The 24,505-nt window shown below is 44.0% G+C and carries 14 protein-coding genes, 3 tRNA genes and 4 pseudogenes; 17 read left to right on the forward strand and 4 right to left on the reverse strand.

Annotated features, from left to right (window positions below; translation table 11 throughout):
- Positions 1-195 precede the first annotated feature (195 nt).
- From fusA2 to JCM15907_RS07290, 11 genes and pseudogenes are all read left to right on the forward strand, one after another.
- Positions 196-2,355, forward strand: coding sequence for an elongation factor G2 (gene fusA2, locus JCM15907_RS07240; RefSeq protein WP_025843296.1), 2,160 nt, complete (start codon positions 196-198; stop codon positions 2,353-2,355).
- Positions 2,356-3,200: 845 nt separating this feature from the next.
- Positions 3,201-4,145 (forward strand): helix-turn-helix transcriptional regulator, encoded by a 945-nt coding sequence (locus JCM15907_RS07245; RefSeq protein WP_025843297.1) that lies wholly within the window; start codon positions 3,201-3,203, stop codon positions 4,143-4,145.
- 218 nt (positions 4,146-4,363) lie between these two features.
- Positions 4,364-4,437, forward strand: a tRNA-Asp gene (locus JCM15907_RS07250).
- Between the two features lie 123 nt (positions 4,438-4,560).
- Positions 4,561-4,642: transfer RNA gene (locus tag JCM15907_RS07255), tRNA-Leu, on the forward strand.
- 46 nt (positions 4,643-4,688) lie between these two features.
- Positions 4,689-4,772: transfer RNA gene (locus JCM15907_RS07260), tRNA-Leu, on the forward strand.
- Positions 4,773-5,066: 294 nt separating this feature from the next.
- Positions 5,067-6,065 carry a beta-ketoacyl-ACP synthase III gene (locus JCM15907_RS07265; protein ID WP_025843298.1) on the forward strand — a complete coding sequence of 333 codons (999 nt, stop codon included), beginning with the start codon at positions 5,067-5,069 and terminating at the stop codon, positions 6,063-6,065.
- Positions 6,066-6,083: 18 nt separating this feature from the next.
- Positions 6,084-7,004 (forward strand): GTPase Era, encoded by a 921-nt coding sequence (gene era, locus JCM15907_RS07270; protein WP_025843299.1) that lies wholly within the window; start codon positions 6,084-6,086, stop codon positions 7,002-7,004.
- Positions 7,005-7,132: 128 nt separating this feature from the next.
- Positions 7,133-8,442: pseudogene (der, locus tag JCM15907_RS11280) on the forward strand (ribosome biogenesis GTPase Der).
- Between the two features lie 93 nt (positions 8,443-8,535).
- Positions 8,536-9,168 (forward strand): annotated as a pseudogene (locus JCM15907_RS07280) (IspD/TarI family cytidylyltransferase); the annotation flags it as partial.
- A gap of 30 nt (positions 9,169-9,198) precedes the next feature.
- Positions 9,199-11,297: pseudogene (gene recG, locus JCM15907_RS11285) on the forward strand (ATP-dependent DNA helicase RecG).
- A gap of 76 nt (positions 11,298-11,373) precedes the next feature.
- Positions 11,374-13,059, forward strand: coding sequence for a S41 family peptidase (locus JCM15907_RS07290; RefSeq protein ID WP_025843301.1), 1,686 nt, complete (start codon positions 11,374-11,376; stop codon positions 13,057-13,059).
- Between the two features lie 24 nt (positions 13,060-13,083).
- Here JCM15907_RS07290 and JCM15907_RS07295 read toward each other — a convergent pair whose 3' ends face one another.
- The 3 genes from JCM15907_RS07295 to rbr all read right to left on the reverse strand — a co-directional run bounded on the left by JCM15907_RS07295 (position 13,084) and on the right by rbr (position 15,888).
- Entirely contained in the window at positions 13,084-13,488 is a 405-nt protein-coding gene (locus JCM15907_RS07295) for a hypothetical protein (protein WP_025843302.1), read from the reverse strand.
- Positions 13,485-15,023 (reverse strand): ComEA family DNA-binding protein, encoded by a 1,539-nt coding sequence (locus JCM15907_RS07300; RefSeq protein WP_159099925.1) that lies wholly within the window; start codon positions 15,021-15,023, stop codon positions 13,485-13,487. The genes JCM15907_RS07295 and JCM15907_RS07300 overlap by 4 nt, the downstream gene beginning before the upstream one ends.
- Before the next feature lie 286 nt (positions 15,024-15,309).
- Complete coding sequence (rbr, locus tag JCM15907_RS07305) at positions 15,310-15,888, reverse strand: rubrerythrin (protein WP_025843304.1); 579 nt, start codon at positions 15,886-15,888, stop codon at positions 15,310-15,312.
- Positions 15,889-16,315: 427 nt separating this feature from the next.
- On the opposite strand from rbr, the gene JCM15907_RS07310 reads away from it, so the two are divergent.
- The 6 genes and pseudogenes from JCM15907_RS07310 to JCM15907_RS07335 all read left to right on the forward strand — a co-directional run bounded on the left by JCM15907_RS07310 (position 16,316) and on the right by JCM15907_RS07335 (position 23,102).
- Complete coding sequence (locus JCM15907_RS07310) at positions 16,316-17,395, forward strand: asparaginase (RefSeq protein WP_025843305.1); 1,080 nt, start codon at positions 16,316-16,318, stop codon at positions 17,393-17,395.
- Positions 17,392-18,201: an MBL fold metallo-hydrolase gene (locus JCM15907_RS07315; protein WP_025843306.1), complete on the forward strand. Its 810-nt coding sequence runs from the start codon at positions 17,392-17,394 to the stop codon at positions 18,199-18,201. Before JCM15907_RS07310 ends, JCM15907_RS07315 begins: the two co-directional genes overlap by 4 nt.
- A 118-nt stretch (positions 18,202-18,319) precedes the next feature.
- Positions 18,320-19,412, forward strand: a pseudogene (gene nspC / locus JCM15907_RS11290) (carboxynorspermidine decarboxylase).
- A 39-nt stretch (positions 19,413-19,451) separates the two neighbouring features.
- Positions 19,452-20,405, forward strand: a complete 954-nt coding sequence (ftsY, locus tag JCM15907_RS07325; protein WP_025843307.1) for a signal recognition particle-docking protein FtsY — start codon at positions 19,452-19,454, stop codon at positions 20,403-20,405.
- Positions 20,402-21,727: a 30S ribosomal protein S12 methylthiotransferase RimO gene (gene rimO, locus JCM15907_RS07330; protein WP_025843308.1), complete on the forward strand. Its 1,326-nt coding sequence runs from the start codon at positions 20,402-20,404 to the stop codon at positions 21,725-21,727. Before ftsY ends, rimO begins: the two co-directional genes overlap by 4 nt.
- Positions 21,720-23,102, forward strand: a complete 1,383-nt coding sequence (locus tag JCM15907_RS07335) for a LysM peptidoglycan-binding domain-containing protein (protein ID WP_025843309.1) — start codon at positions 21,720-21,722, stop codon at positions 23,100-23,102. Before rimO ends, JCM15907_RS07335 begins: the two co-directional genes overlap by 8 nt.
- A 108-nt stretch (positions 23,103-23,210) precedes the next feature.
- On the opposite strand, the gene JCM15907_RS07340 is transcribed toward JCM15907_RS07335, so the two are convergent.
- Positions 23,211-24,230: a patatin-like phospholipase family protein gene (locus tag JCM15907_RS07340; protein ID WP_025843310.1), complete on the reverse strand. Its 1,020-nt coding sequence runs from the start codon at positions 24,228-24,230 to the stop codon at positions 23,211-23,213.
- Between the last annotated feature and the right edge of the window lie 275 nt (positions 24,231-24,505).

Below are 24,505 nucleotides of genomic sequence, written 5' to 3' on the forward strand. Positions count from 1 at the left end.
GCAACAACTCTCTTTATATTTTTATATATCACAGTATGACAATACTCTTCCACTACGGAGTTTTATTTATTTTCCTTTTACGCTTGTCTATTTGTGGTTTTATAACTAAATTGCGCATCGTTTTGAGAGAACAAGGAATAATATTACGCCTCGCTATCAAAGCAATATGTTAAACACTTAATAAATCCTTTCGTTATGAGACAATACAAAACAGAGGAGATCAGGAATATCTCGTTACTGGGAAGTTCTGGAGCTGGGAAAACCACTCTCGCCGAGTCTATGCTTTTCGAGAGTGGGCTTATAAAACGACGCGGAGATATTGCTTCCGCCAACACCGTGTGTGATTATTTTCCGGTAGAGAAAGAGTATGGATATACTGTGTTTTCTACCGTTTTTAGTGTAGAGTGGGCAGATCGCAAATTAAACTTCATAGATTGCCCTGGAAGTGATGACTTTACAGGTGCTGCCGTAGCAGCTCTACACGTTACCGACTGCTGTCTTATGGTAGTAAATGCTCAATATGGCGTAGAGGTAGGGCTTATCAATCAGTTCAGACATATTGAACGCATGAAGAAGCCTGCCCTCTTCATCATCAATCAATTGGATCATGAAAAAGCGGACTTCCATGCCTCCATAGCACAACTTAAAGAGCGATATGGTAGCAAGGTGGTCGTAACACAATATCCCGTAGCTTGCGGAGCGGGCTTTAACCAAGTGGTAGATTTACTTCGCATGAAAATGTACGAGTGGGGACCCGAGGGAGGGAAACCTCAAGTACTGGAAATACCAGCCTCTGAAACAGCTACAGCCGAAGAAATGCGCCAACAACTCATCGAATCTGCTGCTGAGCATGAGGAAACATTGATGGACCGCTTCTTCGAAAAAGGATCTCTATCTGAAGAGGAAATCATCGAAGGAATGCGCAAGGGCATTGTCCTAGGCGATATGTATCCCGTATTTTGTGTATCTGCCGCCAAAGATATGTGCGTACGTCGTACCATGGAATTCTTAGGAGATGTGGCTCCGCGAGTAAGTGAAGTGCCCTACCCTATTACAGACAATGCTGAAGAAGTTACTCCAGAAGCTAAAGGACCATTAAGTTTACACTTCTTCAAAACAACCATAGAACCCCATATTGGAGAAGTTTCCTACTTCAAAGTAATGTCGGGTACAGCACGTGAGGGGATGGACGTTGTCAATGCTAACCGTGGCTCTAAAGAGCGTTTAGGTCAGTTATTTATGGTAGCTGGTCAAACCCGTACCAAAGTAGATGCTTTAGAAGCAGGAGACATTGGAGCAACCGTAAAATTAAAAGATGTACGTAGAGGCAATGCTCTCAATGAGAAGGATTGCACTTGGACCTATCCAGAGATTGATTTCCCCGAACCCAAATATATAAGAGCCATTAAGCCAGCAAACACTGCCGATGCTGAAAAGATGGTCGAAGCACTCCATCGCATGAGCGAAGAAGACCCTACTTGGGTAGTAGAGCAAAGCAAGGAGCTACGACAAACATTAGTCAAGGGACAAGGAGAGTTCCACCTACGCACTCTCAAATGGCGTTTGGAACACAATGACAAAATCAATATCGAATTTACAGAGCCTCGTATCCCTTATAGAGAAACTATCACCAAAGCTGCAAGAGCCGATTATCGTCACAAAAAGCAATCGGGTGGTGCTGGACAGTTTGGAGAGGTACACCTCATCATCCAACCCTACGTAGAAGGAGAACCCATACCAGAATCCTACAAATTTGGAGGACAAGAGTTCAAAATTACGGTTCGAGACAAGCAGGAAATCCCTCTCGAATGGGGCGGCAAATTACTCTACATCAACAGCATTGTAGGGGGTGCTATTGATGCTCGCTTTATGCCTGCTATTTTGAAAGGAATTATGGCACGTATGGAGCAAGGACCTCTAACGGGTTCTTACGCTCGAGACGTCTGCGTTATTGTCTACGATGGCAAGATGCACCCTGTAGACAGTAATGAAATATCTTTCATGCTGGCTGGGCGTAATGCTTTCAGCACTGCCTTCAAAGAAGCCGCTCCGAAGATTTTAGAGCCAGTGTACGATGTAGAAGTAGCTGTTCCTGCGGATTATATCGGCGATGTTATGAGCGATTTGCAAGGTAGAAGAGGGGTTATCATGGGGATGAATAGCAAGAAAGGATACGAGCAACTTCTTGCCAAAGTACCATTGAAAGAGCTGATGAGCTACTCTACGGTACTAAGTTCTATTACTGGAGGTAGAGCCTCTTTCTCTATGCGTTTCTCCTCATACGAATTAGTTCCTATGGAAGTACAAGAAAAGCTTCTTAAAGCCTACTCTGAGCAAGAAGAAGCTGATGAATAACTCTCTTTGAATTGACTTTGACCCTATTAATAAGGAAGCACCCTCTTCGACTATTCGAGGAGGGTGTTTTTCGCAAATAGCTATAACGTTCATCTCCTCCATCCAAACACTCCGGGCATTTTTAATTCACCCTTTGGAAAGTATGTACAAAAAAAAGTACATCTCTCAAATCTTTCATTTAGCAACAAGCTCGAAGAGATTATACTCTACCTTTCAACCCTTTATACCTTTTCAAAGAAAGGTATAAGGGTTAGGAGCATTTACAAAGACCCTTTCTTTTGTTTACACAGAGGGTTAAGCAAAGACAGCCTCCTCTTTTCAAAGACTATTAAATACTATCCAGAATACCATAATTGTAATAACTGGAGATCAGTTTGCTTCATACACAGGAAGAATAGCCCTATTAGAAAGATTTGAGTTTGGAGAAGGAAGGAGAAAAGCTACACAACATAAATTAAACCTCAACAATAGTATAGTGAACACGGTAATATGAAACAGTTTTGTTAATCTCTCCTCAAAAATCAGATTTATATTAAACATTCTTGTCTTCTTTAGTTCATCTCTCTGTTGCATAGGGCTATTCCAGTTAGAACTAATTATTGTCAGTAAAAGATGTTATTAGCATTCGATAAACTACAACAGGATAAGAAATAAACAGAAGCGACAGATAGAAGGAAAGCGTGTTTCCATGTAATAATTGTAAAAAAGGTCTTTTTTCCCCGTTCTCATACATCTATAATAGTAGAAATAGCTTATCTTCGTGAACTGTATCCCTCTCTATGTCCTATTAAATCAAAAAGAGGTCACAAAAAAACAAACGAAACGACTTAAACATTTAGACTTGCATGAAAGAAAAGAACCCAACGCCCACGACAGTACATTTGGACGTAGAGGAAGATTTGCTCTTCGCAGATCATCCTATGGCTCATACCGATCATATAATGCGAGCCATCCAAGGCAAGCCCGTCTTGATACACTTATCCAAGGGACAAGAGCGAAAGATTGCTACAGAAGATTGCTATGCATTTCTTATACCGATTGAGGGAGAAATACTTTTAGAAGAACCTCCTTATGAAGAGCATGCTCCCTCTAAGCAAGAGATTTTTCTTCTGAATTATTACACAGAAATGACTGTAAAACCCGTGGATGAAGAAGTTCGCTTTCTTCTTATCACATTCCACCCCAGCATCCAACTGTGTGTAGGCATCTGTCCGAAAATTAAAGGCAGTTGCTCCTCAGGGAAAAAAGAAGATAATGAGAGCGCTCTACCGATGCGTTCAGAGATAAAACGTCTATCCATCAAACCAGCTGTACGTAGTTGGACGGAGTTAGTAGCCTACTACTTAATAGAAGGGCACTCCGGTCTACCCATATATGAATACAAACTCCGAGAATTATTTCACATCTTCCGTCGCTTCTACAACAATGAAGATTTGAGTGCATTCCTCGCTTCATTTCACTGCAAGCATCATGGTTTCAGAGCTTTTGTATATAATCACCATTTAGAATGTAGAAATGTAGAAGAATTGGCGGCCCTTTTAGAGATGTCTCTCTCTTCTTTCAAACGCGCTTTTAAGGCAGAATTCAACTGTGCTCCTCTTCAATGGATGCACAAACAAAAAGCTGCCTACATTTATCGAGATCTCCGAGAGCAACGCCATTCATTGAGCGAACTAGCAATAAAATACCATTTTTCATCGGTAAGCTATCTATGCGCCTTCTGCAAAAAAATGCTTAACGCAACCCCTATGCAAATTAGCCACCAAACAGAAAAAGAAACGGAGGAATAAAAAAAACAAAGAATACTTGCCAACTTTTTCACGAAGATTATTAACTATCTATCAAACAGTTAAATGAAGGAGTCTACTTTTCGAAGCAACATTTTATCGGAGAAGACTTGCAGGTTTCAAAAAAAGTAGTACCTTTGCATCGCTTTCGAAAAGAAAGTGCTTCTTCAAACAAACCCCTTAGAGGAGGGATTTGGGAGTGCTTCAAGAGAGCTTATATTGGTGCGGTAGTTCAGTTGGTTAGAATACCTGCCTGTCACGCAGGGGGTCGCGGGTTCGAGTCCCGTCCGCACCGCTCTTCTAAAATTAAATTGAGAGAGCATATAACAGGACAAAGCAGAGGCTCTGTCCTTTCTTATATCATAGAGAAAGAAGGAAATCGACAGTAGTCATTCTCTATAAAGAAAATGACACAAAAGCCCAAGTGGCGGAATTGGTAGACGCGCTCGTTTCAGGTGCGAGTGTTTAACAACGTGCAGGTTCGATTCCTGTCTTGGGTACTTTAGATAAACTTAGTACTAAGTGATATACACACAGATATTATTTGCGCGAGTGGTGGAATTGGTAGACACGCTACTTTGAGGGGGTAGTGCCGGTATAGGTGTATGAGTTCAAATCTCATCTCGCGTACATACATAACTTCGTTTTGTTCTACTCAGTCTATTGCAGGGCTGAGTTTTTTATTTTAGTGGATAGACCTCTTTTTTTTAACACAATCCTCATACTTCCAACAAGACTTCGCAAAAGGGCTAACTCGCCTTTTTCCGATACCCTATTATAGTTAGAGAGAGCTTTTCTATTGGAGCATAGCAGTTTTTTATTATCTTAGTGGTCAGTTTAGGAAAGCTTTAGCTTTAATCATAAAATTCCTATACATATACAGAACATTAAGACCAAGCGAAACAAAACGCAGAAACTATAATTATGAACCCAATAAATGCAACAATAACCGCTGTAGGAGCTTATTTGCCTGAAGACAAGCTAACCAACTCAGATTTAGAAAAGATTGTAGAGACCTCCGACGAGTGGATTATGACTCGTGTTGGTATCAAAGAGCGTCGCATCCTCAAAGATCATAGCTTAGGGGCATCCTATTTAGCTATACAAGCGGTAAAAGGTATGTTTGAGCGGTATAACATAGACCCCCTAACTGTAGAAGCTGTTATACTTGCCACTAATACGGCAGACTATCACTTCCCCTCTACTTCCTCTATCGTTGCATTTGAAACGGGTTGTAGCAACGCTTTTACGTTCGACATAAATTCTGCTTGTCCCAGTTGGCTCTACGCCTTAGAAACTGCTTCTAACTACATTCGCTCTGGTCGTTACAAGAAAATTGTAGTGGTAGCCACGGAAAAGATGTCTGCTGCGATTGACTATACAGACCGACAGACTTGTGTACTCTTCGGGGACGGTTCTGGTTGTGCTTTGGTCGAAGCCACAGAAGAACCTTATGGAGTTATGGATGCCCTCTTCCGCACAGATGGAGTGGGTAGAGAGCACCTCATTATGAAGTCTGGAGGTTCCGCAAGCCCAGCATCACAAGAGACAGTTGAACGTAGGGAACACTTTGTTTATCAAGAGGGAACTCACGTTTTCAAATACGCCGTAACAGGCATGGCAGAAGCTTGTCGTACAGTAATGAAGCGCAATAACTTGGCACAAGAAGACATTACATGGGTAGTACCCCATCAAGCTAATTTACGCATTATTGATATGGTAGGCCGTACTCTAAAAGTGCCTCAAGAAAAGGTAATGATAAACATAGAGAAGTATGGGAATACAAGTTCTGCCACTATCCCCATTTGCCTGTGGGAGTGGGAGAAAAAGCTCCGAAAAGGAGACAACTTAATCCTTACCTCTTTTGGAGCTGGATATACGTGGGGAGCCGTATACCTAAAATGGGGCTATGATCCAAAATAAGATGTAGACGGACAACGAATGATCGAAGAAAAAGATACTGAACAACAAACCGACCGTCCTTATCGCTCTGGTTTTGTAAATATTGTAGGAAATCCCAACGTGGGTAAGTCAACACTCCTCAACTACTTAGTTGGGGAGCGACTTTCTATTATAACCTCTAAGGCACAAACAACACGCCACCGTATCTTGGGCATCGTTAACACTCCCGACTTACAAATTGTCTACTCAGACACCCCTGGAGTACTAAAACCTGGATATAAGCTACAAGAACGGATGCGAGCTTTCTCGGAGCAAGCCCTCACAGATGCAGATATTCTTATCTATGTTACAGATACTGTGGAACAGGCAACCAAAAACAGCGACTTTCTCTCCGCAGTAGCACAAATGGAGTGCCCCGTTTTGGTAGTTATCAACAAAATAGACTTAACCGACCAGAAGCGTTTAGAAGAATTGGTGGCAACTTGGCACGAACTTCTTCCCAAGGCAGAAATAATCCCCATATCAGCGACCAATCGTTTCAACTTAGCCCCTCTCAAACGTCGTATAGAGGAGTTACTACCCGTCTCTCCTCCCTATTTTGAAAAAGATGCCTTAACAGACAGACCTGCTCGTTTTTTTGTCTCGGAAATTATCCGTGAAAAAATTTTGCTCTACTACACCAAAGAGGTGCCCTATGCCGTAGAAGTAGTGGTAGAGGAATTTCGCGAAGAGCGCAACAAAATAGATATTCGGGCCATCATTTTAGTAGAGCGTGAAAGTCAAAAAGGTATCATCATCGGACACAAGGGTATTGCCATCAAGAATTTAGGTATAGCTGCTCGACGTCCGCTAGAACAATTTTTCCGCAAACATATACGATTAGACCTAATCGTTCGTGTAGAAAAAGATTGGCGACACAATGAAAAAGATTTATCCAACTTTGGATATTCTTTGGACTAATACCTATACTCACTGAATAACAACCTACCCTCCATTGAGGGGTAAATATCTTTTTGGATATTGGATATATAAAAAGAGTGGAGCATTCCCTCTCTAAGAACAAATTGGATTAGAGACTAAAAACATATATGAGCAGTTTAGTAGCCATAGTGGGGCGTCCTAATGTAGGAAAGAGCACTCTATTTAATCGTCTTATTGGTAGCAGACAAGCCATCGTTACGGAAATAGCTGGCACAACGCGAGACCGTCAGTACGGCCATACAAGTTGGACTGGAAGAGACTTTTCTATTGTAGATACAGGCGGATGGGTCTCTGGCAGTGACGACATTTTCGAAGCCGAAATAAACAAACAAGTAGAGATAGCTATTGAAGAGGCGAATGTAATCCTCTTCGTGGTCGATGTTATGAATGGCATGGTGGATCTGGATAGAGAAGTAGCCGACCTACTTCGACGCTCCAAGAAGCCCATCTTACTTGTAGCCAACAAGGCCGATACTTTTGAAATCGGCTATCAGGCAGCCGAATTTTACGCCCTCGGATTGGGCGACCCTTACAGCATATCGGCAATAAACGGCTCTGGAACGGGCGATTTATTAGATGCTATTGTCAACGCTCTCCCTCCAGAAAGCTCTGCAATCGAGTTGAAAGAACTCCCACGACTTGCCATCATTGGCCGACCTAATGCAGGAAAATCATCACTCATCAATGCTTTCATTGGAGAAGAGCGTAACATTGTTACCAACCAAGCGGGTACAACACGTGACTCCATATACACAGAGTATAACAAATTCGGACTTAACTTTTACCTTGTGGACACAGCTGGTATTCGCAAAAAAGGCAAAGTACAAGAAGATTTGGAGTACTATTCGGTAATTCGTTCCATTCGGGCTATCGAAAATAGTGATGTTTGTATTGCGCTCATCGATGCTACTCGAGGCATTGAGAGTCAAGATGTGAACATCCTTTCTCTGGTGATGCGCAACAGCAAAGGACTCGTTGTATGTGTCAATAAATGGGACCTCGTTGAAGAGAAAAGCAATCAAGCTATACGTGTTTTTGAAGAGGCTATTCGTGCTCGCTTGGCACCCTTTTCGGACTTTCCCATCCTTTTCATCAGTGCTCTCACCAAGCAACGTATTTTCAAAGTATTAGAGACTGCCAATGCTGTCTATGAGCGTCGCTCTAAAAGAATTCCCACCCATCAACTCAACGAGGTACTTCTTCCTATCATCGAGCTACTCCTCCTCCCTCTTGGAAAGGGAAATACATCAAGATTAAATATGTAGCCCAGTTGCCTACGGCGGTACCTTCGTTTGCTTTTTATGCCAATCTGCCTCAATGGGTCAAGGAACCTTATAAACGCTTCTTAGAGAATAAAATTCGGGAAAACTGGGACTTCTCGGGCATTCCTATCAATATCTTTATCCGAGAAAAATAATATTTGTAATGAACGCTTTACGGGGCGTTCATTCTCTTTTGTATCGCATTACAATGTCTACACCTTGTTGCTTTATAATCTGCAGGGGGTAGGGGGCTTCGCTTCGGTAGAGAACTACCCAAACAGTTCTCTCTTATTTTGGGCAAACCTCTTATTATGTATACTTTAGAGCGCATTGCCCCTTTCGCCTCACAGATCATTTTAGCACTCCCAAACGACTATTTCGATTACTGGAAAAAACTCTGTGAGCAATACCATTTTACGCTTCCTCACGAAGTAGTTGCTGGAGGAACTACTCGTTTCGAATCCGTGTACAATGCACTACAAAGAGTGCCTCACGAGGGACTCGTTGCCGTACACGATGCAGTGCGTCCTTTGATAGCAAAGCATACCCTTACCGCCCTTATAGAGACAGCCGAGAAAACAGGAGCGGCCTTACCCTATACTAACATGGTAGATTCGGTACGAAAACTCTACTCAAAAGGGTCTCAAGCTGTAGATCGCTCCACATTGGTACAAGTACAAACTCCTCAAATATTTCAAGCCTCCCTTCTCATTAAGGCTTACCAATCCGTTATTGGAACTAATTTTACGGACGATGCCTCTGTGTATGAAGCTCATTTCCATCATGCGCCTACTCTGGTAAAAGGCAATGTTGAGAATATCAAAATAACACGTCCATTGGATGCTTTATGGATGGAGATGCTTCTAACAAAAAGCAACTAAAGCTACTCCCTATCAATAAAGAGATGAACTATGGCTTCTGAGTATTTCGACACTCCTCTTCTCTACTTACCAGGCATTGGAGAAAAGAAGGCTCAACTCCTCTACTCAGAGCTTTCTCTGCATTCGTATGAAGATCTTCTATATTACTTTCCCTACCGATACATCGACCGTACTCGAATCTACACCATCGGAGAGTTGCGAGACGACTTGCCTGAAATACAGATTCGAGGTACACTAAAGCACTATGTACGAGAGGGAGTAGGACGCAAAGCTCGCCTAAAAGCCTATCTGACAGATGCCACAGGCACAGTCGAATTAGTTTGGTTTCGTAACACTCAATACTTTATCAATCACTATCCCGAAGAGAGAGAATACATCGTCTTTGGCAAATTCAAACGTTACGGACAGAGCTATACGGTAGCTCATCCAGAGGTTACACCCATCGAACAGGCTCACACTGTTACGGGAGGCTAATGCCCGTGTATCACACCTCTGAAAAGATGAAAAAAGCCTACCTCGACTCAGACAATATTCGCTCTGCCTTGGCACGTATTTGTAGCGTGGCACATCTCTATATAGAGGAAACACTCTTACCGCTCATTGTCAAGCATTATTCCCTTATGCCTCTACCACAAGCCTTGGTAGAAATTCATTTCCCAAAAAACACCTATTCTCTGACTAAAGCTCGAGAGCGACTCAAGTTTGACGAACTTTTCTATCTACAGCTCTCTTTACAACTCACCAAGAGCGAACGCAAAGCTCGCTTCAAGGGCTATGAATTCAGTTCGGTAGGCACCCTCTTCAAACAACTATACGATGCCTTACCTTACGAACTAACAGAAGCGCAAAAAAGAGTACTACGAGAGATTCGAAAAGATACTCGTTCGGGGTTACAAATGAGTCGATTGGTACAGGGAGACGTAGGTTGCGGAAAAACTTTAGTAGCCCTCTTTGCCATGATATTGGCAGTAGACAACGGACTACAAGCCTGTATGATGGCACCCACAGAGATATTGGCACGCCAACACTTTGAATCGCTACAAACCCTTGTAGCCCCTCTGAGAGTGTCAATAGCCGTACTAACGGGTAGCTCCACTCGTGCCGAACGACAACAAATTCTATCTGACTTAAAATCGGGAGAGCTATCACTACTCATTGGCACTCATGCACTCATCGAAGAGGGAGTGGTCTTTGCCCACTTGGGACTTGCTGTTATTGATGAACAACATCGCTTCGGAGTGATGCAACGCGCTCGGTTATGGGAGAAAAGCCCTTTGCTTCTTCCACACATTCTTATTATGAGTGCAACACCTATCCCTCGCACATTGGCAATGACTCTGTATGGTGATTTAGATGTCTCTATCATCGATGAACTTCCCCCTGGGCGTAAACCTATCAAAACTTTCCATTGCTACGATGATGAAGCTCATCGAGTACACCATTTCTTGCGAGAGCATATCCAATCGGGACAACAAGTCTATGTCGTCTATCCCATGATTGAAGGAACAGAAGAGTCGGACTACAAAAACTTAGAAACAGGTTACAACCAATTTGCCGAATTGTATGGTTACCACAATGTAACGTGGGTGCACGGTAAACTTAAACCACAAGAAAAGCAGGAGCGTATGGAGGAATTTGTCTCGGGCAGGGTGCCTATACTCCTCTCCACTACAGTGATTGAGGTGGGAGTCAATGTGCCCAATGCCACACTAATGATTATTGAAAACTCTGACCGCTTCGGTTTGGCGCAACTACACCAGCTGCGAGGGCGTGTGGGACGTGGAGGGCAACAAAGCTACTGCATTTTAATGAGCAAGAGGAAAATATCTTTCCCTGCCCAGCAGCGTATTGGCGTTATGTGTGCTACGAATGATGGATTCAAAATAGCCGAAGAAGATATGCGTCTAAGAGGAGCGGGAGACATTGAAGGTACTAGACAAAGTGGAGACTTCCCAGGGCTAAAAATAGCAGAACCCACACGCGATATAGTTTTGCTCCAAGCAGTTATCGAAACTGTTGCCAATCTTCTCAACAAAGACCCTCTTTTAGAGTTAGAAGAGCATCAACTATTCCTCCGTCAATTAGAAAAGCTCTACCCCAAAGACCAACAATGGGGGAAGATAGGCTAAGGGTATGTCCTCTATGTATAATACATTTTTCCCTCCTCTATCCTTACGTACTGCCATAATCATTACCTTTGCGGATATGAAAAGAAGCAATCTTACTGTAACCCTTTTGGTTACCTTTTTTTTATCTCTATATACAACTGCAACAGTCGTTGCACAATCTGAAAATCGTGAGCAACGTGATCGCAAAGAGTACTATGATGCCCTGCAAGTAACGGGTACTATACTCTCTGGTGTACAACGCTACTTTGTAGACACCATAGCACTCCCCAAAGTACATGCCTTAGGTATGAATGCAATGCTCCAACGCTTAGACCCTTATACCGAATATATGTCTCCCGAAGAGGCAAAAACTTTTCGAGAAGCAACCTCAGGGAGCTATGCAGGCATCGGAGCTATCATAAATCAACGTCCCGACAGTGTAGTTGTCATCAACGAACCTATGCAAGGTCAACCTGCGGATAAGGCAGGCTTAAAGACGGGAGACCGTATCTTAGAAATAGACGGAAAAGACTTTCGCAAATCAACCTCTTCCGAAGTAAGCAAGGCACTACGAGGAGAAGATGGTACCACGATAACCGTAAAAGTACTCCGCCGAGGAGAAAAAACAGCTCGCTCGTTTACTTTCGAACGCAAAAAAATATCGATGAATTCGGTTGCTTTCTCGGATTTTGTGCAAGAGGGTATGGGATATATTGCACTTTCTTCCTTCACACAAGATTCGGGAAAAGACGTTCGCGAAGCTATCGAAAAGCTAAAAAGTCAAGCTCCACTAAAGAGCTTAATTCTTGACCTACGCAGTAATGGAGGAGGAGTACTCCAGAGTGCGGTAGAGATATTGGGCTTTTTCTTACCTAAGGGTTCTAAAGTACTGGAGGTGAAAGGACGTAATGTAACAACCAACGCCTCATACGCAACAACAGAATCTCCCATCGTAGACAACATTCCTTTGGTCGTTATGATTAATGACGAATCTGCCTCGGCTTCCGAAATAGTGGCAGGAGCATTGCAAGACCATGACAAAGCAGTTATTGTGGGCGAAAAAAGCTTCGGAAAAGGGTTGGTACAATCGACTCTGGTAACCCCAGGTAATGGACTATTAAAACTCACTACAGCTCATTACTACATACCCAGTGGACGCTCTATCCAAAAGATTAACTATGATCACTTGGGAAGTACCGAACGTATCAAAACGGACTCTCTCGGAGTACCTTTCCAAACACTGGGAGGTCGTAAAGTATATGCTTCGGGAGGCATTACCCCCGATGTGGACCTCTCGGCAGATACTTTAGCGGGGGTAGTTACTTTCTTTGCCATAGATACTCTTGTAGCAGATTATGTTACCGACTACGTACGTACCCACCCTCAAATAGCCCCTGCCGAGCAATTCCGCCTCTCTGATACCGAGTATGAAGATTTTATCCGCCATTTGGAGCAGAACAAATTCTCTTACAAAACGGGAAGCACCTTTTATTTGGATAAGATGGAAGACCTTATGCGCCGTGAGCAACTCTACTCTGTAGCAGAGCAAGAGCTTCAAGCCCTTCGCAAAAAACTCGCTTCGGATGTACGCCGTGATGCCACGCTCTTTAAGGAAGACATCAAACAGTATATCGAAGGGCAAATAGTACGTATCGCCTACTATCGAAAGGGGTACTACCGCTATATATTGCCACAAGACAAACAGTTAAAAGCGGTACGCGAATTGCTCTCTACCCCCCAACGTTATGAGCAAATCTTGCATCCTCCTCTTACTCGTAAATAAAAACATTGCATAAAGTCTCTTATATTAGAAAGAGAGTTGAAACGCCACTGCACCCTCCCATCCAGTGCGAAGCATAGCCCCTTTCTCCTTGGAGGGTTGGAGTGATGTGTAAGAGAGTTTACCCTCGACAGCAGTCATTTTTCCAAAAGCTAAACGAAGATATCCATCTGCATAAATTCCCTTACCCCAAAACATAGCGGGCCGATGTTCCCAAGACAATTGATGGATGGGGAGCCATAAACGTGCCTCATGGTTGGCTGTCTGAAACCAAGCCAAGAGAAAACCATAGCGCCCTCGATGGTGCACCTTTTGATCTGCTTTTATCCCTACACTCCACCCCTTACTCCTCTCCATAGCAAAGGGAGCTTGTCCGTTGCGATAACGTACAAAAAGTATATATCTATCCTCTTTTGAAGGCGACCAAATCAACCCGCCTCTTCCATAAAAATCCCCCCTCTCTGTTGCTCCTTCTGATAACGTACAAGGACTTGCCAACTCCAAAAGGTACTGGAAGCGTAGGCCGTACTCCATTCCAGACGAATCCCTTTCGTTAAATTCTCTTGACGAAAACGTGGCTCTATGGATCCGTAATAATCAACTAAGAAACGCGAAGTCCAGTTCCTCCACCGAGGAAGTTCTCCCTCCACCATTACGCCCCATTCGTTGCCCGGAGCAGCAAAGTGGGTAAAACTCCTGCCATATAGAGTAGCGTAATGAGGGGTAAGGTAGCGAGCCACTAAAGCATAACGTCCTCCTTCAAAAGATTTCATTTGCCAGCGTCCCACAGCTGCCCAAGAACGATTAGCACTCCAAGCCACCTCTCCCATAGAAGCAATACGTCCCGAAAGTGTCTGATAGTGGAAGTCGAAAGAAAAGTTACTCCAATGCCCCAAAGGCTCTCCTGCTGTAGTTGAAGTATAGCGAGGCAAAGCACGAAGCAAATTATCACCCCAAGAGTGGGTAACAGCATTGAAACCTATACGCCAACCACTCTCACGGTAGCTCAAACGGCCTCCGAACGAAGACTCCCTTAGCCTTGCCCTACCTGTTTGTTCCTTATCGGTTCTATGCCGACCGCCCAATATGATGCCATAATACCCCTCGTCGTCATAATTAGCATCACGCATCTTGGAAGAGAAGAAGAGTAGAGAACGTAACCTATCGCCTCCAAACTCCACTGCTACTCCTCGCATCGAAGAGGCTTCATCATTGGTCAAAGCCTCTTTGAGAGGCTTTGATATGCCCGAAGAGAAATAATGCGTATAGAGACTACTCATAAACTGCTGGCGTAATACAAGCCCCTCCCCCAAGGAAAGGCGATAGTCTCCCACCACCAATCGCTGTACATAGCGTTGCGGTAAGGCAAAGGAAGCATAAAAGCTGTAACGATCAAAAAAGGGATACCCCTTTTGTAACAGAGGTTCAAAGAGCCCACTCGTAGCCATCACCCCCAAAGAATAAAGATTCTTCTGACCATAGTGCAACTTTCCCCGAAAAGTTCGTGGCTCTCCCAAAGGAACTTCGCCTGCCACCTCCTCCCGTGGGGCAACACCACTCCAAGCCATAAGTAAACGCCCTGCTCCTTTTTGTCTATACCATTGCTCTCGAAAAGAAGACTCAATAGGTACGATAGTTAGATAGGGAAGTAGTCGTTCAATAGAGGCTCTGTCCCATCCATTGATAAGTTTAAGATCTGATAGCGAATGAAAGGCTCCTCCTCGTCGATGCCGCTCTAAGAAAAAGTTCCTAATGGCAAGGGGCGATAGTATCTCAAAAGACTCTAAATCCTCTTGAGTAAGGGTGTTGATATTGAGAGGATTTTCTCTTAACAAGGTCCTTTCTGCCCTCCACTCTTGAGCAAGTTCTTCGAGAGTAGCATCGTCCTCAATGGAAGTTTCCAGCAAACTCTCTTCTATTTCCTCGACAAGCAGAGTATCAAACCCGATACTCACTCCCTTAGGCATAGACAATGTATCTCTCGACACAAAATACGAAAGTTGCCCTTTAGACGGCCAACTCACACTACACAATATGACAAACATCAAAAACGTAGCGAGAGGAAACCACCCAAAAGGGCAACCCCACAAACAAATAAAACGCATCTTCTCTGTCATAAAGCTCTCTCCGTTAGAGAGTACAAAGCTACAAAGAGCTCCGCAATGCTTATGACCTTTTCCTCAATCTTTCCCGTTAGAACACTCTTTATTTACAGTAAAGATTTATAGTAAGTTCGTCCAAAGACGATGCACTTTAATAGTTTTGCTTCATCGGCTCAAAGAAAGCCTGTGGATGTACACAAGCAGGACATTTAGCAGGAGCTTTCTTAGAGTTTACTACATAACCACAATTACGACACTGCCAGAGGATGGCCTCTTCGCGCTCAAAAACGGTATTGGTCTTTACTCTTTCCAAAAGAGTGCGATAGCGTTGCTCATGCTCAGCCTCTACTTTAGCAATCTGACGGAAAGCCATAGCAATTTCGGGAAAACCTTCCTCCTCTGCCACCTTGGCTGCCTCAGGATAGAGTACAGTGTGTTCCTCGTTTTCTCCCTCTGCAGCTGCTAAAAGATTTTCTGCCGTAGTGCCAATAATACCTGCGGGATAGGTTGCAGTAATTTCTACCATTCCTCCTTCGAGAAACTTAAAGAAACGTTTAGCGTGCTCCTTTTCCTGCTCAGCAGTTTCCATAAAAACAGCTGCTATATGTTCAAATCCCTCTTTCTTAGCCACACTCGCAAAGAATGTATAGCGAGAACGAGCTTGAGATTCGCCTGCAAATGAGGCAAGTAGGTGTTTTTCTGTTTTTGTTCCTTTGATTGATCCAGCCATACTATTATACCTATTTGTTATTATACATACACAAAAGTAGGTATATCTACAGACATACACAACATATTATACCAAAACATAGGTAACAAAGGAGTCGAAACAAAATAAAATTGTACAAATCTCAGCAAAAGAATCAACGAAACAGTTCTTTCGAGGGTTTACACAATAGTTTTAAGTGGTAAACAATAGATTTATAAAACCATTATTACAAACTCCTACAACCATCAGTGCAAACCCATGAAACCCTCTGTGCAAACTCACAAAACCATTATACCCTTGGAAGAGAGAGTACGGATAGCCCTTTCGCCCCCCTCTACAATAAAATAAAAAGCCTTTCGAGAAAGCTATTAGAAAATACAATGCTATTTTCTCTGTACCTTTGTTGTATCATAGCAAGAGACTTTTCCCTCACAGCAGGTTAAACGATATGAAGCAGAGTACCACTAACCCCCAATCGCCCAAGATTTTACTCATCTACACGGGCGGAACTATCGGTATGATCGAAGACCCTCTAACGGGAGCTCTACGAGCCTTCGACTTTACCTACCTTTTGGAACAAATACCCGAGTTACAGCGCTTTGGGTTCGAAATATCTTCCATACAATTCGACCCTCCTATCGACTCCTCTGCCATCACTCTGGATATATGGTTAAAACTTGCTTCAACTATTGAAAAGCACTACGACACCTACGATGGCTTTGTAGTACTTCATGGTACTGACACCATGGCATACACAGCCTCTGCCCTCAGCTTCCTACTTGAGGGTCTGGGCAAACCTGTCATCTTTACGGGAAGTCAGTTGCCCATTGGACGCCTGCGCACCGATGGAAAAGAAAATCTCATCACAGCCGTACAGATTGCCGCCGAACGCAATGCTGAAGGATTACCCATGGTGCCCGAAGTTTGCATCTACTTCGACACTCGTTTAATGCGTGCCAATAGAACCATTAAGTGTAGTGCTGAACAATTTGAGGCATTTGCCTCTTATAACTATCCTGCTCTTGCCAATGCGGGGATACATATCAATTACCAAAATATGTACATACACCGAGTAGGACAAGATGGACTTCACTCCCTAAAAGTGGGCAAAACAATGAATCCCAATGTGGTGGTGTTACGCCTTTTCCCAGGACTACCTCAAGAGATTGTACGCACCATTCTCTCTATCCCTTCGCTGCGTGGGGTTATTTTGGAGACATACGGAAGTGGCAATGCTACTACCGAATCATGGTTTTTAGATCTTTTAGCCGAAGCTGTTCAAAAGGGGATTATCATCGTCAATGTAACCCAATGTCTCTCTGGAATGGTAGATATGTCTCGCTACGATACGGGTATCCGCTTAGGACAAATAGGTGTTGTTTCTGGCTTCGACATGACCACCGAATGTGCCCTAACCAAGCTAATGTTCCTTTTAGGCAAAGGACTATCCCGAGAGCAAGTGGCAGCACTAATGCAACAACCTCTCTGCGGAGAGCTCACCCCTAATCTCAATACAACGCACAAGTGATTCGCTTTATCTGTATGGCAAGTGGTAGCAGTGGCAATTGTTACTACTTGGGGAGTGATGAGGGGGGGCTACTCATTGATGCTGGCATCGGACTACGTACCATAACCAAAACTTTGTCGGCAGAAGGCATTACCCTTACAGGACACATCAAAGGGGTATTGGTTACTCATGAGCATGCCGACCATATCAAAGGACTGGGAAAATTGGTCAAAGCCCATCACCTCTCCGTTTGGGGATCTGCCCCCACATTAGAAGCCATTAAACACTCTCGCACCTACGGTTACACCTTAGAGGGTACCAAACACATTGCGTTAGAACAGTTTGTTCCTTTTACTTTGGCAGGTTTTACCATAGAAGCTTTCTGTATACCACATGATAGTGCTTGCAATATGGGCTACCATATCTGTAGAGGAGACTTCAGCTTTACGCTCATTACTGATGCTGGACATATTACCGATGCTATGTACCACTATGCACACAAAGCTAAGTATCTCGTTTTAGAAGCCAACTATGACCCCACCATGCTACGTTTAGGCCCCTACTCGCCCATGCTCAAAGACCGTGTAGCAGGTCCTCGGGGGCACCTTAGCAATATAGAATCGGCACAGATGCTACAAGCGGTCTATCATGCCGATATGCAACACGTATGGCTTTGTCATCTGAGTCACGAAAACAATCATCCCGAACTTTGCTACAAAACCTTTGAACAAGAACTACTTGCCCATGGTATCTCTTTGGAGCAAGACCTTAACTTGGAAACTCTTCGACGCACCACCCCAAGCCGACTCTATCTATTACCCGAATAGTTTTCGCAAGAGCTAACTATCCACTTTATAGACACTTGGCAAACAATAGGTGAGCAAAAAAGCGTACCTTTGCTATGTGAAAACGACCAATTGGAATAGGGAGCAACCTTGCTATGTAATGGAAGAGGATTTGCTCCGTCGCAATCTTGCACTTATCCGATCCGTAGCTGATGCTACAGGAGTGGAGATAATTGTAGCTTTTAAGGCTTTTGCTCTGTGGAAAACTTTCCCCATATTTCGAGAGTACAACTTTGCCAGTACTGCGAGTTCTCTGTGGGAGGCACAACTCGGATTTGAGGAATTGGGGCAGAGAGCGCATGCCTTTTCGCCCGCCTATCAAAACAGAGAGTTCGCTCAGTGGGAGAAGTATTGTAGTCACATTACCTACAATTCACTCTCCCAATATAGTAGCCTTGGCACCCCCTCTCAAAATAATATTTCGTACGGACTACGTATCAATCCTAAATACTCGCCTGTAGAAACAGACCTATATAACCCTGCGATGCCAGGATCTCGCTTTGGTATCTCCGCACAAGAGTTAGGATTACATCTTCCCAAAGGAATAGAGGGGTTACACTGCCATGTACTCTGTGAGGGGAATAGCTTCCAATTAGAAAAACTTCTCTCCATAATAGAGCGAGACTTTGCCTCTCCCCTACGAGAAGCCAAGTGGTTAAATCTCGGCGGAGGACATCTGATGACTCACAAGGAGTACAATGTAGATCATCTCATAGCAGTACTCAAAGCTTTTCGTCAGCGTTACCCTCACCTAAAAGTAATACTGGAACCCGGTAGTGCCTTTGCATGGCAAACAGGCTTCCTACGTAGCCACGTGGTAGATATAGTAGAACACGATGGTATAAAAACGGCTATTTTGGATGTCTCCTTTACCTGTCATATGCCCGATTGTTTAGAGATGCCCTACCAACACTGTACGAGGGGCAAATAGTACTCCCGTAGCAGGACAACCCACCTATCGTTTAGGAGGAAATAGCTGCCTTAGTGGCGACTATATGGGAGACTGGAGCTTTGAACAACCGTTGAAAGTAGGCGACGAAATCATATTTGAAGATATGATTCACTACACTACGGTAAAGACTAATATGTTCAACGGCATAGCACACCCCGCCTTAGTACTACTCCGCTCTAATGGAGAGGAAGAGTTACTTCGCGCCTTCGATTACGAAGACTACAAACAAAGAATGGATTAATCGCCACACACAGTAACAAATCAATCAAGCAGTAGCGTTATGGGACTATTCGGACTGTTCTCAAAAAAGAAAAAAGAGACCTTAGATACAGGTCTTGCGAAAACTAAAGAATCTGTACTGTCGAAAATCTCTCGTGCCGTGGTCGGTAAGAGCAAAGTAGACGACGAAGTTTTGGACAACTTGGAGGAGATACTCATCTCCAGCGATGTAGGAGTAGACACAACACTCAAAATTATACAACGCATCGAGGCTCGTGTGGCAAGAGACAAATACGTCTCTACAAGCGAACTCAACGGTATCCTCCGTGAAGAAATCGAAGCTCTCCTTTCCGAAAGTGGAACTATTGATGGCGATAGCTTCGAGATACCCGAAAGCGAAACTCCCTACGTAATTATGGTAGTAGGGGTCAATGGCGTAGGCAAAACGACGACCATTGGAAAACTTGCCTATCAATTCAAACAAGCGGGCAAGTCTGTAATGATTGGAGCGGCAGATACCTTTAGAGCTGCTGCCATAGACCAACTCAGCGTATGGGCAGAGCGTGTGGGCGTACCTATGGTCAAACAGAAGATGGGTGCCGACCCCGCTTCGGTAGCCTACGATACTGTTGCTTCGGCAGTGGCACACAAAGCCGACGTCGTATTGATAGATACAGCAGGTCGTCTACACAATAAGGTCGGTTTAATGAATGAACTTAGCAAGATAAAACGTGTGATGCAGAAAGTAGTCCCCAATGCTCCTCAAGAAATCTTGCTTGTTTTGGACGGCTCTACGGGGCAAAACGCCTTCGAGCAAGCCAAGCAGTTTACAGCTGCCACAGAAGTAAACGCTCTTGCTGTTACCAAATTAGACGGCACGGCAAAAGGCGGAGTCGTGGTAGGTATATCTGATCAATTCAACATCCCTGTAAAATATATCGGCTTAGGAGAGAAGATAGAAGACCTGCAAGTATTCCGCAAGCAGGAATTCGTAGCATCACTTTTTGGCGAATGAGGAAGAACGAAGTCAATGTGATTACGTTAGGATGCTCTAAAAACCTTGTCGACTCGGAGCGTCTGATGCGCCTTTTTTCTGCCGCTGGCTACACCGTGCGCCACGACCCTAAGAGGATTACAGGAGAAATTGTAGTCATCAATACCTGTGGCTTCATCGGGGCAGCACAAGAAGAATCCATCAATACTATACTTAGTTTTATACGAGCCAAAGAAGAGGGACGCATCGGCAAACTCTTTGTTATGGGCTGTTTGAGTGAACGATTTCGTGGCGATTTGATGGAAGAGTTGCCCGAAGTAGATGGCATCTATGGCAAGTTTGACTGGAAGCAGTTAGTACAAGATTTAGGTCGCTCATTTACTCCCATTACCGAAGAGAGTCGCATTATCACTACTCCCAGACATTACGCCTACTTAAAAATATCTGAGGGGTGTGATCGTACCTGCTCCTACTGTGCTATCCCTCTCATCACAGGCAAACATAAATCGCGCTCTATTTCCTCCTTGGAAGAAGAGGTAATGCAACTTGTATCTGACGGGTGTAGCGAGTTTCAGCTCATCGCACAAGACCTTACGTATTATGGGCGAGACTTCGATGGTAAGGGACACCTTGCTGAACTATTGGATAGGCTCTCCAGCATCGAAGGGGTGCATCGTTTGCGCCTGCACTATGCCTATCCCGCTCACTTCCCCTACGAGATACTTCCGCTCATAAGAGAGCGAGACAATATATGTAACTACCTCGACATCGCGCTACAGCATGGCACCGACCATATGCTCCGTATGATGCGAAGAGGTATTACCCAACAAGAGACCGAAGCGCTTTTAGAGCGCATCCGCACCGAAGTGCCAGGCATTGTACTACGTACCACGCTTATGGTAGGGCACCCCGGGGAGACCGAAGAGGACTTTAAGGCACTTATCAACTTTGTTGAGCGAATGAAATTCGAACGTATGGGTGCTTTTGCCTACTCTCACGAAAAAGATACCTATGCCGAACGACACTATCAGGATGAAATAGCCGAGGAGACCAAACTGAGTCGCTTGGAGCAACTTATGGCGGTGCAGGAGTCTATTGCCGACCAATTCAGCCAATCGCTCGTAGGTAGTGTGCAGGAAGTAGTTATTGACCGTCGAGAGGAGGAGTATCTCATCGGTCGTACTCAATACGACTCACCCGAGGTAGACCCCGAGGTATTAATTCCTCTTTCAGAAGCTCATAGAGGATTACATGTGGGGGGGTACTACTCTATGAAGATAGTTGGCACCGAGGGCTTTGACCTTATTGCTCATCCTACAAAAAAGGGACGCAAAAATGATTGAGACAACACAATGGTTGGCGCAGATAACTCTCAAAAGCAATGTAAGTGAGAGTACCTGCAAACAACTTTGGAAACTGCTACTCGAACTGCTGGGCAATCGCCTCGCTTTAGGACTTTCCACTACTGTGGAAGGACTCCTCACGCTCTCTACTCAAAAGGAGTTAGAATACATCGCCCTACTTCCCAGTGGAGAGCGTTTGCTCGTACCTCCTCGTATCAAGCTCGTTGCCACGTCTCCCTCCCGTAGTCAGGCTACTGGTTCTATAACCAAATTACTCACAGAGAGTACCGAGGCGACCTCCGAGGCGGTAACCTCTTTTATGCAAACCATAGCAACGCTCTTCCAAGAGCACATGCTCAAAGGGCACGAACTCCATTTAGAACTATTGGGTGACTTTACTCCCTACGATGGAGACAAAGGGTTCATATTCAAACCCGCTCAGGAACTCATCAACAAAGTAAATAAGCCGTTCAAGTCATTTTCCATCACTCCACTACCCGAGGGTAAGGTGTGGAATGATTTGGAAGAGAGTGTCATTGCTGATGAAGAGCTGTTAGAGACCTCTCTTGCTCTAACCGTTTTATGGCAAGAAGATCCTACCACTTCCTCCGAGGAAGTAGCGAAAGAAAAAGAAGCGACGAAGACCATTATCTCCCTTTCTGTGCCTAAAGAGGAAGCAACAACCTCGAAAGAAGGAATACACTCTACCCCAGAGAATAGGGAGAACGCTACAACTCCTCCTCCCCTTCCCGTCCCCCCTCCTCTTCCTATCATTTTGGAAGGAGGAAAAGTAGGGAACTTATCAGAGGGGTCAGTAACACCAACGAACAGCACCATTCCCCATTCTCAAGTAGATCAATCAATCAAGAATGACAAAGAAGAGACGTCCTCCTCATCAAAGAAGTATCGCAAATGGGTGTACCTCCTATTTGCAATTGTTGTTATTGTCTCTGCAGGCGTAGGGCTATCCAAGTGGAGGCAAAGCAGTCAATCCACTCCATCGACAACTCCTCTTCCTCGAAAAAAAGAAATTCCTTCTACTCCCATGGACAGTATACAGGAAGCAAGCAATGTTGTCGATACAACCACGCTCCCTGTATCAGCACCTCTCCTCGAACCTATCGAAGAGCAATACATCGAAATTGAAAAAGGCAAAAGATTGGTAGATTATGCTCGCAAAACGTATGGCAACAAACGTTTTTGGATTTACATCTATATGGAAAATCGAACTATTATCAAAAATCCCGACAATATCCCAATAGGTACGAAACTGCGACTTCCACCAGCGCAGGAGTATGGTATCAATGCCACAGATACACTCTCTCTGCAACGTGCCGACAGCCTCATAAGAGCCTATCGCAACGGAGAGCTGTAAAACTACCGTAGCACGCAACGACAATAGAAAAGGCTACCCTCCACACATTCGGAAGGTAGCCTTTCTTCGTACAAAAAAATCTTACTGAAGGGTTGGATGCAAGGAAGTTTATTTGTTAGCCTTCTCCTCTTCGTTATTGTACCAATCTATGTAAGAACGAGTATAGGAGCGTCCATTATCGAGTAGCTCCTGCTTCTTAGCATCAGATATATTGAAGTCTGTTGCCTTTACACCCAATGTATCAATGTAGATGGTGCGTTGCCAGTCATCGCTATGCAAGTGTACATTGTCCTGAGCATCAAGAAGAGTTTTGAAAAGTGTAAGAGTATAGTCGAAGATACTATCAATCTCTGCATGAGGAGGTTCAGCATTGTCTCGAAACATTGCAATCTTCTTTTTGCCATCGAGGCGGAAACCTAAAGTCTCTTTATTAAACACATAGTCTGCCACCTTGCGCTCTCTACCTTTCAAACTATCATTAATCCTTTCGTAATACTCGGTTCGAGTCAAATTGCGGGTTACATATTTTACACGGTCAAATATCTTAATCGGATAATTGTCTAATACTCCTCCATCTACATACAAATCGTTGCGAAAGTTGCGGATAGCGGCAAAGAACAGAGGGATAGACATAGAGATACGAGCCGCATCAGCAATACAAACACGAGGAGTATGCTCTGCCGAGAAACATTCAGAAAAGCCCGTTGACAAATTGGTCCCTACGAGATAAATATCCAGAAAAGGGCGATTCTTTTGCAGGGCTTTAACATCGGCGAAGGTTGCTTCGCTATTGCCTGTCTTCTCTTCGATGAGCTTTCCAATCCAGTTCCTAAAGAAATCGCCTTTGTACCAACCAAATTTCTGAATCAATCGATTCGTATCCTGCACCACTCCCCACGAGTCGTCCATAAAGTTCGTGAAATCCAAGTTCCACATAATATCCTTTATCTCCTGTGGAGTATAGCCCAGCCCAACCAGCACCGCCACAATAGCTCCTGCCGAGGTACCTGCTACACGTTTGATTTTAGGAAATATCTTCTCCTCTTGGAGCACTTCAAGAGCTCCCACATAGGCAATGCCTTTTACCCCACCACCTTCAAACACCAAGTTTTTGAAAAAATAAGCCATAGTATATATCTCTCATTAAGAATTTTATTCGTTCTGTACAATCTTGATAAAACCTCTTCTAACAACTCCCTGTATGTTCGCATCACCTCGTATCTATCTTAAAATGAAAAGAAATAAGAAGCCTCAAAAAGTACACAAGCCTTAAGCAATAGAAGTCATTAGAGCAAACAATATGCTTTCGCACTACAACAATGCAAAAATATAACACAAAAACCAAATAAACCATATTAACCTCTTTCTTTTACAACCTGCAGATTCCAGTCTCAAGTGCAATG

The organism is Porphyromonas gingivicanis JCM 15907 (assembly GCF_000614585.1).
GTDB lineage: Bacteria > Bacteroidota > Bacteroidia > Bacteroidales > Porphyromonadaceae > Porphyromonas > Porphyromonas gingivicanis.